Here is a 17,385-nt window from a genome sequence, read left to right as displayed (position 1 = left end):
TGAAATCAGGGGCATCTTTTTTATCGGGAGTACCCACCACTGATGGCAACACTGCGCCAGTTCAAACCCGAAGAGCCCTGGCAGGCCCCCGAAGGGGAGCCTCTGGTTCGAATCGAAAACCTCACTAAACGCTTCGGCTCATTCTATGCGGTCGACGATGTCAGCCTGCACATTCATCAGGGTGAGTTCTTTTCTCTGCTTGGCCCCTCAGGCTGCGGCAAAACCACCCTGCTGCGCATGCTGGCCGGTTTCGAGACCCCGACCAGTGGTCGCATTTTTATCGACGGACAGGATGTCACCGATGTGCCGCCCTATGAGCGTCCGGTGAACATGATGTTCCAGTCCTACGCCCTGTTTCCGCACATGACCGTAGCAGACAACATCGCTTTCGGCCTGAAGCAGGAAGGCATGCCCAAAGCCGAGCGTCAGGAACGCGTCGCCGAAATGCTGGCACTTGTTCAGATCGAGAAGCTTGCTCAACGCAAACCGCATCAGCTCTCCGGCGGACAGCGTCAGCGTGTGGCACTGGCCCGCGCATTGGCCAAACACCCGAAGATTCTGCTGCTGGACGAGCCGCTGGGGGCACTGGACAAGAAACTGCGTGAGCAAACCCAGTTTGAGTTGGTCAACATTCAGGAACGCCTCGGCATCACCTTTATCGTGGTGACCCACGATCAGGAAGAGGCGATGACCATGTCCTCGCGCATCGCGCTGTTGCATGAAGGACGCACAGAACAGGTCGACCCGCCTCGACGTCTGTATGAGTTTCCATCCACCCGTTATGTCGCCAGCTTCATTGGGTCGGTCAATCTGTTTGACGGTTACGTGGTGCAACAGGACGACGATCAAGTGATTGTGCAGTGTGACGAGGCCGACTCTCAGCTGCTGGTACGCCATAGTCAGCCACTGGTACCTGGAATGGCCGTGACGGTCGCGCTGCGCCCTGAAAAAGTTCGGGTACTGAGTCAACTGGATGCCGATGCGCCCAACCAGCTGCGTGGAGTCATCAAAGAGATCGCCTATCTGGGCGACGTATCGATCTACCATGTGGAGCTGGCCGGCGGTAAGCGCGTGCAGTTCACCCAGTCCAACGTGCAAGCACTGGCCGAGCAGCCGCTGACCTGGGACGAAGAGGTACTGCTGGGCTGGTCGGCCAACAGCTGCGGGGTGCTGACGGAATGAAGCTGAAACAGCACCTGCCGCCGGCGCGCAACCTGATCATCGCCATCCCCTGGTTCTGGCTGGCGCTGTTCTTCCTGCTGCCGTTCCTTTTCGTACTCAAGATCAGCCTGTCCGAGCCGGTATTGGCACAGCCTCCCTATCTGGACCTGATCCGCGAAATCGAAGACGGGCTGGTGACCATCATGGTCAACTTCGGCAACTATCAGCTGCTGCTGGAAGATTCACTCTATCTGAGCGCCCTGCTGGGCTCGCTCAAAATAGCCGCAATCTCCACTGTCTGCTGCCTGTTGATCGGCTATCCCATGGCCTATGCCATCGCGCGTTCGCCGGCACATTGGCGTCTGCCGCTGTTGATGCTGATCATTCTGCCGTTCTGGACCTCGTTCCTGATTCGCATCTATGCCTGGATCGGTATCCTCAAGGGCAACGGGCTGCTCAATAACTTCCTGCTCTGGACCGGCCTGATCGATACCCCGCTTGAGATCATGCACACACCGTTCGCGGTCTATATCGGCGTCGTCTATAACTATCTGCCGTTTGTGGTGTTGCCGCTCTATGCCACCCTGATCCGGCTGGACCTGACCCTGCTCGAAGCGGCCGCCGATCTGGGCTGCCGCCCCTGGAAGCAGTTTCTGCTGATCACCCTGCCGCTGTCACTGCCGGGCGTACTGGCCGGTGCCATGCTGGTGTTCATTCCGGTGATGGGCGAATTTGTCATTCCCGACCTGCTGGGCGGACCGGATACGCTGATGCTGGGCAAACTAATGTGGACCGAGTTCTTCAACAACAAGGACTGGCCACTGGCGTCTTCGCTGGCTGCACTGCTGCTGGTGGCGTTGATTGTGCCCTTTGTGCTGCTGCGCCACTTTGAGCGCAGAGCCGCCGAGGAGGGTGCCACATGAAACAACGCATGCCACTGCTGATTACCATTCTGCTGCTGGGCTATGCCTTTCTGTACGGCCCGATCATCAGCCTGATCGTGTATTCATTCAATGAAAGTCGGCTGGTCACGGTATGGGGCGGCTTCAGCACCAAATGGTACGGCGAACTGCTGCAGAATACCCAGCTGCTCAGCGCCGCCTGGCTCAGTGTCCGTATTGCTGCCCTGACCGCTACAATAGCAGTAGTGCTGGGCACACTGGCGGCATTGGCACTGGTGCGATTCCGTCGCTTTCTCGGCAGGGGCTCGCTGGAGGTGATGGTAACCGCGCCACTGGTGATGCCAGAGGTGATTATCGGCCTTTCGCTGCTGCTGCTGTTCGTGGCGATGGAAAGCGTGATCGGCTGGCCGGCCGGACGCGGCATGACCACCATCGTGATCGCCCACACCACCTTCGCGATGGCCTATGTCACCGTGGTGGTGCAAAGCCGACTGGCACATATGGACCTGTCGCTGGAAGAAGCGGCGCTGGATCTGGGAGCCCGCCCGCTGAAGGTATTTTTCAGCATCACCCTGCCGATCATCGCTCCCTCGCTGATCGCTGGCTGGCTACTGGCATTCACGCTGTCTTTGGATGATCTGGTGGTGGCCAGCTTCGTTTCCGGTCCCGGTGCCACCACCCTGCCGATGGTGGTCTACTCCAGCGTACGCCTCGGCGTCAGTCCTGAAATCAATGCGCTGGCAACGATCATTGTTGGGCTGGTCAGCATCGCGGTGTTGATTACCGGCGTGTTGCTGTGGCGGCAGGACCGACGCAACCGCCTCGACGCCCACTGAGTTGACAGCGGGCAACAAAAAACCGCTGGTCGTCTGCACGGCCAGCGGTTTTTTTGTGACGCAGATAGCTTTTAAAGGCTCAGGACTTTCTCGCCACGGGCAATACCACACACACCCGAGCGCACCACTTCCATAATGGAAGCGCTGCCCAGCGCATTGATGAAGGCATCCAGTTTGTCGGATGCGCCCACCAGCTGCACGGTGTAGGTCGTCGGGGTCACATCGATGATCTGACCACGGAAGATGTCGCAGGTCCGCTTGATCTCGGCGCGCATCTGGCCGCTGGCCTTGAGTTTGATCATCATCACTTCGCGCTCGATGTGATCACCCTCGGACAGGTCCACCACCTTGACCACATCAATCAGCTTGTTCAGCTGTTTGGTGATCTGCTCCACCACACGATCGTTGCCAATGGTGGTCACTGTCAGACGTGACAGGGTGGAGTCTTCGGTCGGCGCGACCGTCAGCGACTCGATGTTGTAGTTACGCTGGGAGAACAGCCCCACCACGCGCGACAAGGCACCCGGCTCGTTTTCCATCAGGACTGAAATGATATGGCGCATGCTCAGGTCCTCTCTGTCTTGGTCAGCCACATGTCACGCATGGAACCGCGCGGTACCTGCATCGGATATACGTGTTCGAACGGATCGACCGCGATATCCATGAAGACCAGACGATCCTTCAGCGCGAAGGCTTCGCGCATGGCGCCTTCCAGGTCAGAGTATTTCTCGACCTTCATGCCCACATGACCATAGGCCTCCACCAGCTTGACGAAGTCAGGCAGCGACTGCATGTAGGACTGAGAGTGACGGGACTCATAGTTCATGTCCTGCCACTGGCGCACCATGCCCAGCGACTGATTGTTGAGGCACAGAATCTTCACCGGCAGATCATACTGGTTGCAGGTGGAGAGCTCCTGAATGTTCATCTGGATGCTGCCTTCGCCGGTGACGCATACAACGTCATCATCCGGGAAGTTCATCTTCACACCCATGGCCGCCGGCAAACCGAAGCCCATGGTGCCGAGGCCACCGGAGTTGATCCAGCGGTTTGGCTTGTTGAACTTGTAGTACTGCGCCGCAAACATCTGGTGCTGGCCCACGTCAGAAGTCACGAAGGCGTTGCCATTGGTCACCTGGCTCAGCATTTCGATAACCTGTTGCGGTTTCATCAATGCGGAGTCATCAGTGCGGTAACGGCCACCGTGACGCTGGCGCCACTCGTCGATCTGCTGCCACCAGGCGTGCAGTGCATCCTGATCCGGCTGTTTCTTGCTGCCCTTGACCAGCTGCACCATCTCTTCCAGTACCACTTTGGCCGGACCCACGATGGGGACATCCGCCTGGATGGTTTTGGAAATGGAGGCCGGATCAATATCGATATGCACGATCTTGGCAGTCGGACAGAACTTGTCACAGGCGTTGGTTACGCGGTCATCAAAGCGAGCGCCCACAGCCAGAATCAGGTCAGCATGGTGCATCGCCATGTTGGCTTCGTAGCTGCCGTGCATCCCCAGCATACCGATGAACTGACGATCGGTACCCGGATAACCGCCCAGCCCCATCAGGGTGTTGGTTACCGGGAAGTTCAGCAGTTTGGCCAGCTCGGTCAGTTCGGCACTGGCGTCACCCATGATGACACCACCGCCGGTATAGATCACCGGACGCTTGGCCGCCAGCAGCATGTCGGTTGCCTTCTTGATCTGACCGCTGTGACCACGGGTGATCGGGCTGTACGAACGCATCTTGACGTGTTTCGGAAACTCGTACGGGTAGCGCTCGGTCGGCGTGGTCATGTCTTTCGGCAGGTCAATTACCACCGGACCGGGACGGCCGCTCTCGGCAATATGGAACGCCTTGCGCACAATCGCCGGGATGTCTTCCGGACGCTGGACGCTGAAGTTGTGTTTCACGATGGGACGGGAGATACCGAGCATGTCGGTCTCCTGGAAGGCGTCTTCACCGATCAGATGACTCATCACCTGGCCGGTGATCACCACCATCGGGATGGAGTCCATGAACGCGGTCGCGATACCGGTCACGGCATTGGTTGCACCCGGACCGGATGTCACCAGCGCGACACCGGCTTTACCGGTCGCACGCGCATAAGCATCCGCCATGTGAGTTGCAGCCTGCTCATGGCGCACCAGAATGTGCTGTACATCTTCCTGCTGGAACAGAGCGTCGTACACATGCAGCAACGACCCGCCCGGATAACCATAGATGTACTGAACACCCTCGTCTTTGAGGGCGCGTACCACCATTTCTGCGCCTGAAAGTAATTCCACTGTTGTACCCTCTACTCAGCGCCGGCCACCTGCCGGCGAACTAACAGTTTCAGCGTTTCTGCAACGAGAACATGACCCGGCCGCGGAGCAATCGTATCGCCGGCCGCGCCCTGCCCGCAGGCATCATTGGATCATGTTCGGTGCTGGTCAGATGAGGATCTCTTATCTGACAGACCTGTTCTGAGACTTAAGCCGGGTTCGCTTAATAACCCCTTGTGACGTCGGGATTTCCTGTATGCCACAAGTCAAGAAAATAGCCTGACATTCTCGCACCTTGACAAGCTGCGATCAACCGCCTACGACCATTGAACGACGCCGATACTGTACAGGACAGCCCTCTGGGCGTTGTCGGGCATTAGCGTTATAGTAGGCGCATGTCCACGTTCTACATGCCGGAGAGCAAAACAATGAGCATTGCCGAGATCAAAAACAAGGAGCGCGTGATCAACGAGCTGCTGCGTTTTATCCGCAAGGTGCTGGTCGAGCCTGATATCAGCGAGAAAGCGCTGGAGATCGCTCGCAAGCATTTCAATGACAAGAACGCCGGCGTGTTGATCGCCGAAGAGCTGTCATCCACCACCAACGTCAAGATTCCGTTGGAACAGAGCGATGCCGACCGCCTGTTTCTGGAGCTGCTGATCGACGTGGTGCGTGACGAGAAAGCGCTGTACTGAGCCTTACTCAGGCACCAGCCATTCCACGCGCCACTGCCCCTCCCCCTGCTGCAGCGTTGCCTGCAGCCAGGGTGAAACCTGCCCAAGTGTGGCATCCAGCTGCCAGGGCGGGTTGATCACCAACATACCGCTGCCATACATGCCCCACTCGCCTTCTGCTGCCGCAATTTCAAGCTCGGAACACAGAATATTGCGAATCCCGCTCGCCGCCAGTTCTGACTTCATCTTTTGCCACAACCCTGCCGGCAGTAACGGATACCAGATGGCAAAGCAGCCATTGGGCCAACGCTTGATCGCCTTGCTGACAAAACGCACCAGCTGCTGGTATTCCTGCTTCACTTCATAGGCAGGGTCGATCAACACCACCCCACGATTGGGCTTTGGCGGCAACAGCGACAGCACCCCTTCATAGCCGTCACGATGATGTACCGCCACTCGGCCATCCTGACGGAATACCTGCTTCAGCGCTTCAGCCTCGGCCGGGTGCAGCTCCATTACACTGATCTGATCGGCATCACGCGCCATCTGGGCCGCGATCAGCGGAGAGCCGGGGTAATGTTGCAACGCCTTCCCGTTTACGGCTTCGACCTGTTCAAGGTAGGGCTGCACCGCTTCGGGAACCGACTGACGCCACAGGCGGGCAATACCCTGCTGGAATTCGCCGGTCTTGGCCGCCTGATCACCGTGCAGATCATACTGCGCACGCCCGCCATGGGTTTCCAGATAACTCCAGGGTTTGGCCTTGCGGTTCAACGCCTGCAACAGCAGAACCAGCGTCAGGTGTTTGTGAACATCGGCAAAATTGCCGGCATGAAAGCCGTGCTGGTAGCTGAGCATGGTATGTCCTGAAATGGGATCAAAGCGTATCGGGCCGGATCTGCGGAACCCGAAGATGACGGAACTGGTGCTTCAACAGACTGGCGATCTGCTGCAGCGACTCGCGGTCGCGACTGTACAGCACGGTATCACCAGGCTCGGCATAGGGCCCCAGCGCACCGGGCAGGCCGGAGCCAAGCTGAAACAGGGAGCCGTTGGTTTGGCCAGTGCACTCGAACTGCCCCGGTTGTGATGCATACACCCAGCTGCGCCCCTGCCAGCGTGGCGGCTGGTCTGCGCCGGTGTTGAAGCAGATCCGCGCCCGCTTCAGTACCAGTGCATAACCGGTTTCGTTACGATGCTGCAGCTCGAACAGGTTCATTACACTGCCCTGCGCCACGCTCACGGCCACAAAACCCCAATGCCCCTGCGGGTGGCTGAACAGCGCCAGCATCCGTTGCGGGTCAGAGGTGTCAGCGGCATAACGGGCCTGATACTGCTGCGACAGCAGCAGCGGAGCCGAAATGCGGTAATAGGGGCCGCTCAGATAGTGCTGCACCAGCGCCTGCCCCAGCTGTACCTCGGCACGGCTGTCATACACGGGCACGATCGAAAGTGGCAATGGGGAGACACCCGGCTCCTGTTGCCTTGGCTCAGACACCGGGGGTGGCGGGGCGGCACAACCGCCCAGCAACAGGGCCAACAGGAATGCAACTCGCAGTTTCATGACTCAACGCACACTGGCAATGTATTTGGACAGATGCGCCAGTTTGTCCGGGTCATCGTCCATAAAGAATACGTTCACGTCCACATAGGCCGCATCCAGCTTCTGTTCCGTGGCCTGTATCGAGGTGATGAAGCCATTGATACGCGCTACGCTGTCGCCTGACAGCTGCTCGATATCCACGACCACCTGTTCCAGTACCTGCGGAAACGCACCTTCATTCTTGATCACAACCTTCACTTCACGCAGGTTGAGATCCTTGATGGCGCAGCGGAAAGTCTGTTCGCTGTTGCGCAGCTGCGCCAGCCCCTTGGGCTTGGAGCGCATTTTGGCAGGCGCCGAAGCCTCGGTAGGTGTAGCCTTTTTATCTGCCTCAAGCATGGCCGCCGCACGCGCCTGCTGCTCAGGGCTCAGCTGCTGGCGCTTATCCAGCGCCTTGACCATCTTCTGCACCAGCTGCTCACGGGTAAAGGGTTTGCCCAGATAGTCGTTCACGCCTGCCTGAATGGCCTTGAGCACATATTCACGCTCGCCACGGCTGGTCACCATCAAAAACGAGGTCTGCTTGTAATCGTCCTGCGACCGGGTCCACTGCAGCACCTCAAGCCCGCTCATCTCGGGCATTTCCCAGTCACACAAAATCAGATCAAAACGTTTTTGCTGCATCGCCCGAGTGGCTTCGGTACCGTTTTCCACTGCCATCACGCTGAAGTCGGGAAAGGCTTCCCGCACCATGGAAGTCACGCGCTCGCGGATGAAGCGAGCGTCATCGACCACCAGAATATTGAGTTTGCTCATCGAACGCTGTGTTTCCATCAATGCTGCTGTCAGCCGACACTGTCCCACAAAGCGGCCCGGGACTGAAGCCCCGGACGCCGGGCTGGATCAAAAACAGCTGTTTAAAGACTTAATCGGACAGGTAATACTCGACCGTGGACACCACCCGTACCTGCTTGATGTGCGGATTGTTTCGGTCACGCTCACTGATGCTGAACTGGCCCTGAGACGCACGTCGGATCTTGCCCAGCCGGCTTTGTGAGTCGGCCGCGAACTTCTGCGCCACCTCACGTGCATTACGGGTCGCCTCTTCGATCATCTCCGGCTTGACCTCATTGAGGCGTGTGAAGATGTACTCAGTCTGCGACTGATAGTCACCCCCGGTCAACACGATGCCGCGCTTGCCCAGCTCTGGCAGTTCATTCATCACAGCCCGCACCCCTTCGATATTCTCCGAATAGACCGTAACCATGCGGCTGGCCACATAGCGGAACTCGGCACGGTTGTCGCCGCCATATTGCTGCGCCGAACGGTCGGTAATCACCGGCGGCGCATAGCTGATCTCGTCCGGCTGGATGCCGTTCTCGGTCAGGAAATCACGAATCTCTGCCGCATTCACCTCCAGATCGGTGTACAGCAAGTCCAGGTCGTTACTGGCCACGGCGAAGGGGATCGGCCAGATCACGATATCAGCCTGATATTCGCGCTCCGACAGTCCTTTCACGGTCACCGTGCGATCAAGCTGTTTATGATCCAGCGCGGCCTTGCCCAGCAGGCTGCCCAGTGACGCCAGCCCAAGCAGCAGAAACACGCCCAGAATCAACGCCGATGAACGATTTGTTGTCAGCATTCCTTACCTCCACAGATCTGATGAAACCGACCGCCCCTCAAGACAAACCGGCCTTTGCTGCACGCGCGGCGTGCAATTTCTTGTAACTGTCGATCAGACGCAGGTGTCTGTCCAGTCCTTCCAGTTTCATACTGGTGGGCGTCAGGCCATGGAAACGCACCTCGCCCATGACTGAGCCGACCACGGCCTGCATCCGTTCTGCACCGAACATGCGGGACAGGTTGGGCAGAAAATCGTCCAGCTCCAGCTCATCATCCAGCACCACTTCCAGCACCGCCTGCACGGCACGATAGAACAGGCCACGCTCAACGGTATTGTCGTTGTACTGCAGGAACTGCTCCACCAGCTCCAGCGCCTCTTCATGGCGTTCAAGCGCCAGCATGATCAGCAGCCGCAGTTCCAGAATGGTGAGCTGACCCCAGACGGTGTTTTCGTCGAACTCCACGCCGATCAAGGTCCGAATGTCGGTGTAGACGTCGAGCTGGCTCTCGTCCAGCCGCTCGGCCAGATCCGCCAGTTCATCATCACTCAAGCGGTGCAGGTTGAGAATGTCTTCACGGTAATCCAGCGCCTTGTTGGTGTTGTCCCACACCAGATCGTCCACCGGATAGACCTCGGAATAACCCGGTACCAGAATGCGGCAGACCGGCGCGCCCAGGTCTTCATACACCGCCATGTACACTTCCCTGCCCATCTCGGCCAGAATGCCGAACAGGGTATCGGCTTCGTCCTGGTTACTGCCAGAAAAGTTCCAGTGGCTGAAGTCATAGTCCGGCTTCGCACTGAAAAAGCGCCAGGAGATTACGCCGGAAGAGTCGATGAAGTGCTCGACAAAGTTATTCGGCTCAGTCACGGCCAGACTGTTGAAGGTGGGCGGCTGGAAGTCATTCAAGCCTTCGAAGCTGCGGCCCTGCAGCAGCTCAGTCAGGCTGCGCTCCAGTGCCACATGGAAACTGGGGTGGGCACCAAACGAAGCAAACACGCCACCGGTGCGCGGGTTCATCAGGGTCACGCACATCACCGGGAACTGGCCGCCGAGGGAAGCATCCTTCACCAGCACCGGGAAACCCTGCTCTTCCAGTGCACGAATGCCTTCCAGAATGCCGGGGTACTGCTCAAGCACTTCAAGCGGCACATCCGGCAGCGCCAGCTCCTGCTCGATGATCTCTCGCTTCACCGCACGTTCGAAAATCTCTGACAAGCACTGCACCTGCGCCTCCACCAGCGTATTGCCGGCGCTCATGCCGTTACTGAGGTAGAGGTTCTCGATCAGGTTGGAGGGGAAGTACACCGTCTCGCCATCAGACTGACGCACAAACGGCAGCGCACAGATACCACGGTCCACACGGCCTGAGTTGGTATCGATCAGGTTTGAGCCGAACAGCTCACCGTCCGGGTTGTAAATATCCAGACAGTAATCGTCCAGAATGCCCTCGGGCAATGCGTCATCCGGCCCGGGCTGGAACCAGCGCTCGTTGGGGTAGTGCACAAACGCGCTATCGGCGATCTCTTCGCCAAAGAACTGGTCGTTATAGAAGAAGTTGCAGTTGAGTCGCTCAATGAACTCACCCAGCGCCGATGCCAGCGCGCTCTCCTTGGTGGCGCCCTTGCCGTTGGTGAAGCACATGGGGGACGCCGCATCACGAATATGCAGCGACCAGACATGGGGCACGATGTTGCGCCAGGAGGCGATCTCTATTTTCATGCCCAGATCCGCCAGAATCTGCGTCATGTTGGCGATGGTCTGCTCCAGCGGCAGATCCTTGCCCTCGATCCAGGTGGCACCTTCGCCTTCCGGCTTGGCCAGCAGCAACGCCTGCGCGTCTTCATCCAGGTTATCCACAACCTCGATTTCAAACGTGGGGCCGGTCTGCACCACCTTCTTCACGGTGCAGCGGTCGATGGAGCGCAGAATGCCCTGCCGATCCTTGTCGGAAATATCCTCCGGCAGCTCCACCTGAATCTTGAAGATCTGGTTGTAGCGGTCTTCAGGATCAACAATGTTGTTCTGTGACAGGCGGATATTCTCGGTGGAAATATCACGCGCGTTGCAGTACACCTTGACGAAATAGGCCGCACACAGCGCCGAGGATGCCAGGAAATAGTCAAACGGACCGGGCGCCGAGCCATCCCCCTTGTAACGGATCGGCTGATCGGCGATCACCGTGAAGTCGTCGAATTTGGCTTCAAGCCGGAGATTGTCGAGATAGTTGACCTTGATTTCCATGAGCGGGGTACCGGATTGGGGTTGAGCAATGGGGCGAATGCCAAAGGGGTGACATTATCCAGTTTTTGGGGCCGTTCGTCTTGTGAATGGCTAACGCCCCTTGCCACCCAGTAGTCCACCCAACAGACCGCGCAGGATCTTGCGGCCCAACTGACTCCCGACCGTACGTGCCGCCTGCTTGGCCATGGTTTCGACCATCCCCTGACGGCGCTTGTTGCCCCAGAGGAAATCGCTGACCACCCCTTTGGACTCGGATGTTTCATCCTCTTTCTTTTCGGTTGCCGCCGAAACCGCCGCACTCTGGGACGCACGCTGGGCCAGAATTTCATAGGCCGACTCACGATTGACCGGCGTGTCATATTTATGCGCGACCGGACTGCGCGCCAGTACGGCTGCATGTTCTTCCGCGGTGAGGGCGCCCATGCGACAGCGCGGTGGACAGATGAGTGTGCGCTCGACCGGTATGGGCACACCACCCTCTTGTAAGGTGGAAACAAGCGCTTCGCCTACGGCCAGCTGTGAAATTACCTCCGCCACGTTCAGCTCAGGGTTGGCCACAAAGGTTTCGGCAGCGGTTTTCACCGCTTTCTGATCACGCGGCGTGTAGGCCCGCAGCGCATGCTGAATGCGGTTGCCCAACTGGCCCAGAATTTCGTTCGGTATGTCATCGGGCGATTGTGAACAGAAATAGATGCCGACGCCCTTGGAGCGAATCATCCGCACCACCTGTTCCACCTTTTGCCGCAATGCCGCCGGAGCGTCATCAAACAACAGGTGAGACTCATCAAAGAAGAACACCATCTTGGGCCGCTCCAGATCCCCCACCTCGGGCAGGTTTTCGAACAGCTCTGACAGCAGCCACAACAGGAAGGTGGAATACAGGCGCGGCTTCAACATGAGCCGGTTCGCCATAAGGATGCTGATCACGCCGCGGCCGCTCATGTCCGTGCGCATCAGATCCATGATCTCAAGCGCCGGCTCACCCAGGAAGGCGGTACCGCCCTCGCGTTCCAGTGACAGCAGGCTGCGCTGAATGGCGGCAATGGACTGGGCACTGACCAGCCCGTATTGAGCCGAAATATCCTTGCGGTTTTCCGCCACAAAGCTCAGCAGGGCGCGCAGATCGTCAAGGTCGAGCAGCAACAAGCCCTGATCATCGGCCAGCTTGAAGGCCACCTCAAGGATACCGGTCTGGGTATCATTCAGCTCAAGGATGCGACTCAGCAGTGTGGGCCCGATCTCACTGATGGTGGTGCGCACCGGGTGCCCGGCCTGGCCGTACAGATCCCAGAACAGCACCGGGCTCGCCTCGGTGGAAAACCCTTCCATGCCGATTTTGGCGGCACGTTGCATCAGCCTGTCGCTGGATTGACCGGCCATGGCAAGGCCCGACACATCACCTTTCACATCCGCCATGAACACCGGCACGCCCATGCGGGAAAAGCCTTCGGCCAACACCATCAACGATACCGTTTTGCCGGTACCGGTGGCTCCCGCAATCAGGCCATGCCGGTTGCCGTACTGGCCCAGTAACCGTACCGGTTGTTCACCCTTGCCGATCAGTATGGTGCTCATGTGATATCCGCCTTCAGCAGAACGTATTGATATACAGGGCTTCCACCTTGTCCCGTGCCCATTGCGTGCGGCGCAGAAACTTGAGCGACGACTTGATGGACGGCTCGTTACAGAAGCAATTCACCCGAACCTCGTCATACAACCCTTCCCAGCCATAATGCTCGACCAGGCGCGTCAGGATCTTTTCAAGGGTCAGGCCGTGCAGTGGGTTGTTGGGTTGTGCTTGGCTCATCGATGGATCGTCTCGGGATGATTGTGAAAACAAGGATGACGTAAAGACATAGCCTAACCCAAAATGGGTCAATCCACCTTTTTCGCGATGAAAAAGGCGTAGCCGTAATACGCCTTGTAGCGATCCGCCAGCCCTTCAGCCTGAGCCCTGGCGTTGAACCTGTGGATAAAATCGGGAAACAGATCCAGCCCGGTAATCTGCCCAGGCGCTTGCTGCGCCAGTACCCGCGTCTGCCCGCCCGTGCCGCAGCCGATATCGGCAATGCGCGAGTCCGGATTAAACCCATCAATGAAACTCAGCGCCTTGAGCGTCACTTCGGGACTTCCCGGCCCTTGCCGCTCCAGTGCCGCGAAATATTCACAGATCAGACTGAAATCGAAGTCATGGATGGAGGGGGTATCTTGGGTCATGCTGTCAGCTCTCATTGATGCTCAAGGTCAACGGCACATGGTCACTGACCGCAATCCAGTCGTCATACTCACCAACCTGCAGTGAACACTGATTGGTGAGGTCGGCTGAAGTGAAAGCATAGTCGATATGGTAGGGCTTCTGTGGGTTGCGCTGCAGGAAAAATGTTGGCCTCGTTTCCTGCCCCTGTTCTTCATCAAATACCCGATGATACTGGCTCTGGAATCCCAGCTCGGCCAGTTCAGCGACCACATCTGAATGGTTCCACCAGCGGTCAGGCTTATCCCATTGCACGTTACTATTGAAGTCGCCAATGATGATCGTATTTGCGTTACCCAGTTCGCTTCTGTGGATCTGAAGATATTTCCAGAACTGACCCATGTAACCAAAGGCTTCGTTATCACGCCCCTTGGTCCAGACTGCCAACGCAGTCATCTCGCTATTGATGATGAACGGAAGAAAAAGCCTGAGGTCTCTGCTATGCCAGCTCAGTGTCGAACTTTTGCTTTCCAGCCCGAGGAGACTGAAACTGCCAAACCAGTTTAACTTTTCGACACGAGCGCCATTGCGAGGAAAAATGCCGATGCCGCGATTCTTTGATTCGCCAATCCAAAGGTATTCACCCGCCCACTCCCTGTATGCCTGAGTCGAGAGTGCCGGATCTTCGCACTCCTGCACGACCAGAACATCAGCATGCAGAGTATCAGCCTTGGCCAACTTACGTCTGAGAGCGCCATTGCAGTTCCAAGTTACGATTCGCATGCTTCGGGCAGTTTTACTCTGGTTATATTGAGGTGATCAATCTTCAATAAAGAAATCCATATCCACTTTTTTGACTTCATACACAGTCGCCGAGCTTACACCGACATTGCAATCGATCATGAGCTGAACCAGGTCAGTACCATCGATCAGAACCACTTTGGGATCTATTTGACCGACATAGTCCACAGCCTCCTTTGAAAACCGGCTGGTCGTGATAAAAACGCCTTTTCGGGCGCGCTGGCCGTGAAGAGCACCCACAAACTTCTGGATCTCGGGACGACCGACAACACCCTCCCAGCGTTTGGCCTGCAGATAAATCGCGTCCAACCCGAGTCGGTCTTCTTTGATCACGCCATCAATACCCTCATCTGCCGTTTTTCGGGTAGCCTTGCCAGCCTCTTGCACGGAGCCGCCATAGCCCATGGCAACAATCAGCTGTACCACCAGCTTTTCAAAAAACTCGGGCGTGTTGCCCTTGATGAGATGCAGCAGTTCATTCGCAACTTCGTCCCGCAACTGCTGGTAGGCTTGCTCCAGCGTCTCTTCCGGTGTGGCAGGCGATACTTCGGCATCAGAGTTGTGGATAACTTTATCAGTTCGGCTTTTGCTGCTGGCCTGACGGAACTCCTGAAACTCTTCAAATTGTTCCAGATACTTGATATCGATTTTTGCAGGCGCCTGAGCCAGTACCTTTCGGCCTCGCTCGGTAATATGAAACCGTCCCCGCTTTGGTGACTCAAGCACGCCCGCCTGGGTCAGATATACCTTTGCCCATGCCACTCGGTTTGAAAATGTGGCCTGCCGACCACTTGGCAACCTTTCCTGAAGTTCATCCTCCGACAATTTCATCACGACTGCCAGCCCTTCCCGGGCCTCTTGCATTGTGTACTCTTTGCCATCCGCCGACAGTGTTAGCAGTGGCAACATCAATGACTGAAAATCAGGTACGGCCAAGGGGAACTCCTTTCTCTTTGCCTGTGGCACTCTAATGACTGAACCAGCTTTGAAACACAGTCAGTTAAACCCTGCTAAGCCAGTATTGTGGACGCCGTCGGTCATGTGCAACGGCCAAAACCTGAAAGCCTTCAGCTTTCTGGCGGTAAATGATGGATAACGGAAAGCGGTGGAGGGGCGCTCGACGAATATCCGGCTCCAACCCGATCTGCCAACTCTTTGGGGACGTGCAGATCAATTTAGCCAGGGCCTCAAATTCCTCTATCAAGGCACCACCCAAACCAGAGACCTTCGATTCATAGTAACCGACCGACTCCAGAAACTCGGCTTCGCTGCCGGGTGAAAGTAATAGTTCATTTGATCAGCGCTCGTGCCTTTCTCATAACCTCATCACTCGGTACCGCCTGCACGGTGCCCTCATCAAGCTCTTCTGCCCTACGGTGAGCCTCATGTAACCAGTCGGCCCGCAGCTCCTCCTCAGAAGGTGCGTCCAAGCTCAATACCAGCCGGTGAATCAGCCGGGCTTTCTTCTCTTTTGGAAGATGCAGAGCTTCATCTTCAATTTGCTGGAAATTCATGAATGGAACCTCTCGTTCATATGCTCATCATTCTGGCACGGAAAGATGCACGCTGCTACGAGGTAACTTTCGCAACCCCGCGGCAACCAAGAAACCTGGAACAAACCCAGAACCTCTGCCCCTTGTGCTCATCCTTTTTGGACTCACGCAGTACCATATCACTGCCACACTTGGGGCAGGCGACGGCCGCCTCCTTGGCTTCAACAATGCTTTTCACGTGCTTCACATGCTGATGATGGGTTTAAAAGGTGCGGGGGACGTTATCTGTCATGGTGGGTTTTGCATTACAGTGTGGATTATTGGGCTGTGTTTGGCTCATCGGTGGCTCATCCTCTCACGTATACAAAACCATTCTTGCCGCTTTTTTTCACCCGGTACATGGCGCCATCCGCGGCCTTGAGCAATGACTCCAGATCTTTCCCGTCATCCGGGAAGCGCGCGATGCCGATACTGGCGCTGATATGGGCCTCATGGCCGAGCGCATGGATCGGCTGCGCCAGCGTATCGAGCATGCGCTGGGCAATGGAGGTAGCATCCGCTTCGGTGTTGTCGTGGGCAAAGAGCACCACAAACTCGTCACCACCGATTCGCGCCAGCAGGTCTTCTTCCCTTATCACCGCCTGCAGGCGACGCGCCGCTTCTCGCAAAACTTCATCACCGGTGTTGTGGCCGAAGTTGTCGTTAATCAACTTGAAGCCATCCAGGTCAATGAACATCAGCCAGAGCACCTGCTGATGACGGTCCGCATGGGCCAGCTCGGCCTTGGCCGCTTCCTGCATGTAATGCAGGCTGTGCACACCGGTCAGCCTGTCCTTCATCGCAATATCATGCAGCTCGGCACGGGCGGATTCGACCGCCTCCAGCGCTTCGTACAGTTCGGTGAAGTCATACTCCACCATCAGAAAGAGAAAGTCGCCGTTGAGCGGATGGCGGGTACGGCGTATATCCACACTGTGCCGCCGCGGCCCCTCAACGGTCTGCATGATGAAATCCCAGCGCCCCTCCTCACCCGCCTGCACCCGCTGGAGACAGGCGTGCCCCTGAGCCGGATCGGCAAAGCGGGCAACAAAGGCACACATGCCCTCGTCCAGCGGCTGGTTGTACAGGTAATTGTAGGCGTCTGTTGCGGCGGGGTTTTCGACCACCGGGTCGCCATCCAGCGTAAAGGTGGTGGCCGGCACACGGGTATAGCGCATCGCCTCCATCAACAGCAGGTTCTCGGGTTGCTCGCCCATGTTCACCTGTTCGTTGATATACGCAATGATGCCACGATGCCGCTCTGGCCCCAGCAACACCGCCCGATGCATCATCAACAGCGTTTTCGGCTTGCCGTTCGGGTAGGTCGTCCAGGGATCAACCGTCAGGCCATCACGTACGGCCAGCTCAAAGGTCTGAAGCGTCCGGTCGCGCGCACCCTGAGTATCGCCGGACAGGTCCTTATCGATCAGCGCTTGCAACGAATCCAGTCCCCAGAACTCTACCGCTGCCGAGTTGCCCCACCACCAGCCGTGCTTGTCGATATCAAACACCCACACCACGTTGGGAATCAGCTCATAGAGCCGCAATTCCTCATGGGTTTCGATATGAACCAGATGGCCAAACTGGCTTGAATGCGTCACGGC

18 protein-coding genes are annotated in these 17,385 nt (G+C 57.3%); 4 read left to right on the top strand and 14 right to left on the bottom strand.

From position 1 onward, the window contains the following. The first annotated feature begins 42 nt into the window (after positions 1-42). The 3 genes from CFI10_RS01620 to CFI10_RS01610 are packed head-to-tail and all read left to right on the top strand — an operon-like array spanning position 43 to position 2,899. Positions 43-1,182: an ABC transporter ATP-binding protein gene (locus CFI10_RS01620; RefSeq protein ID WP_206838531.1), complete on the top strand. Its 1,140-nt coding sequence runs from the start codon at positions 43-45 to the stop codon at positions 1,180-1,182. Then, positions 1,179-2,084, top strand: a complete 906-nt coding sequence (locus CFI10_RS01615; protein WP_091827919.1) for an ABC transporter permease subunit — start codon at positions 1,179-1,181, stop codon at positions 2,082-2,084. The genes CFI10_RS01620 and CFI10_RS01615 overlap by 4 nt, the downstream gene beginning before the upstream one ends. After that, on the top strand, positions 2,081-2,899 hold the full coding sequence (locus CFI10_RS01610; protein WP_206838529.1) for an ABC transporter permease subunit: 819 nt from the start codon (positions 2,081-2,083) through the stop codon (positions 2,897-2,899). The genes CFI10_RS01615 and CFI10_RS01610 overlap by 4 nt, the downstream gene beginning before the upstream one ends. A 71-nt stretch (positions 2,900-2,970) precedes the next feature. Here CFI10_RS01610 and ilvN read toward each other — a convergent pair whose 3' ends face one another. Together ilvN and CFI10_RS01600 are read right to left on the bottom strand one after the other, a co-directional pair. Then, a complete protein-coding gene (gene ilvN, locus CFI10_RS01605) occupies positions 2,971-3,462 on the bottom strand; it encodes an acetolactate synthase small subunit (RefSeq protein ID WP_091827921.1) in 492 nt (163 codons plus the stop codon). Positions 3,463-3,464: 2 nt separating this feature from the next. Then, the gene (locus CFI10_RS01600) at positions 3,465-5,186 is read right to left on the bottom strand and encodes an acetolactate synthase 3 large subunit (RefSeq protein ID WP_206838526.1); all 1,722 of its coding nucleotides are present in this window, start codon (positions 5,184-5,186) and stop codon (positions 3,465-3,467) included. A gap of 407 nt (positions 5,187-5,593) precedes the next feature. Here CFI10_RS01600 and CFI10_RS01595 point away from each other — a divergent pair, with 407 nt between their 5' ends. After that, the gene (locus CFI10_RS01595; protein ID WP_091827923.1) at positions 5,594-5,860 is read left to right on the top strand and encodes a hypothetical protein; all 267 of its coding nucleotides are present in this window, start codon (positions 5,594-5,596) and stop codon (positions 5,858-5,860) included. 3 nt (positions 5,861-5,863) lie between these two features. On the opposite strand, the gene CFI10_RS01590 is transcribed toward CFI10_RS01595, so the two are convergent. The 12 genes from CFI10_RS01590 to CFI10_RS01530 all read right to left on the bottom strand — a co-directional run bounded on the left by CFI10_RS01590 (position 5,864) and on the right by CFI10_RS01530 (position 17,382). Next, entirely contained in the window at positions 5,864-6,697 is an 834-nt protein-coding gene (locus CFI10_RS01590; protein WP_206838523.1) for a 23S rRNA (adenine(2030)-N(6))-methyltransferase RlmJ, read from the bottom strand. A 19-nt stretch (positions 6,698-6,716) separates the two neighbouring features. After that, a complete protein-coding gene (locus tag CFI10_RS01585) occupies positions 6,717-7,403 on the bottom strand; it encodes a hypothetical protein (protein ID WP_206838508.1) in 687 nt (228 codons plus the stop codon). Positions 7,404-7,406: 3 nt separating this feature from the next. Then, entirely contained in the window at positions 7,407-8,216 is an 810-nt protein-coding gene (locus CFI10_RS01580) for a response regulator (protein WP_242530079.1), read from the bottom strand. Positions 8,217-8,307: 91 nt separating this feature from the next. Continuing rightward, positions 8,308-9,027 (bottom strand): SIMPL domain-containing protein, encoded by a 720-nt coding sequence (locus CFI10_RS01575; RefSeq protein ID WP_242530078.1) that lies wholly within the window; start codon positions 9,025-9,027, stop codon positions 8,308-8,310. A 37-nt stretch (positions 9,028-9,064) separates the two neighbouring features. Next, positions 9,065-11,254: an OsmC domain/YcaO domain-containing protein gene (locus CFI10_RS01570; RefSeq protein ID WP_206838506.1), complete on the bottom strand. Its 2,190-nt coding sequence runs from the start codon at positions 11,252-11,254 to the stop codon at positions 9,065-9,067. 90 nt (positions 11,255-11,344) lie between these two features. Continuing rightward, complete coding sequence (locus CFI10_RS01565) at positions 11,345-12,829, bottom strand: helicase HerA-like domain-containing protein (RefSeq protein ID WP_206838490.1); 1,485 nt, start codon at positions 12,827-12,829, stop codon at positions 11,345-11,347. 13 nt (positions 12,830-12,842) lie between these two features. Further along, a complete protein-coding gene (locus CFI10_RS01560; RefSeq protein ID WP_206838463.1) occupies positions 12,843-13,061 on the bottom strand; it encodes a VF530 family protein in 219 nt (72 codons plus the stop codon). Between the two features lie 68 nt (positions 13,062-13,129). Then, complete coding sequence (locus CFI10_RS01555; protein WP_206838461.1) at positions 13,130-13,471, bottom strand: class I SAM-dependent methyltransferase; 342 nt, start codon at positions 13,469-13,471, stop codon at positions 13,130-13,132. A gap of 4 nt (positions 13,472-13,475) precedes the next feature. After that, entirely contained in the window at positions 13,476-14,231 is a 756-nt protein-coding gene (locus CFI10_RS01550; RefSeq protein ID WP_206838457.1) for an endonuclease/exonuclease/phosphatase family protein, read from the bottom strand. A 36-nt stretch (positions 14,232-14,267) separates the two neighbouring features. After that, entirely contained in the window at positions 14,268-15,185 is a 918-nt protein-coding gene (locus CFI10_RS01545; RefSeq protein ID WP_206838452.1) for a restriction endonuclease, read from the bottom strand. Between the two features lie 353 nt (positions 15,186-15,538). Further along, complete coding sequence (locus CFI10_RS01540) at positions 15,539-15,763, bottom strand: addiction module protein (protein WP_206838449.1); 225 nt, start codon at positions 15,761-15,763, stop codon at positions 15,539-15,541. A gap of 326 nt (positions 15,764-16,089) precedes the next feature. Continuing rightward, on the bottom strand, positions 16,090-17,382 hold the full coding sequence (locus CFI10_RS01530; protein WP_206838442.1) for a GGDEF domain-containing protein: 1,293 nt from the start codon (positions 17,380-17,382) through the stop codon (positions 16,090-16,092). Between the last annotated feature and the right edge of the window lie 3 nt (positions 17,383-17,385).

Source organism: Marinobacterium iners, assembly GCF_017310015.1.
GTDB classification, from domain to species: Bacteria; Pseudomonadota; Gammaproteobacteria; order Pseudomonadales; family Balneatricaceae; genus Marinobacterium; species Marinobacterium iners.
This window is presented reverse-complemented; position numbering and strand designations above follow the sequence as displayed.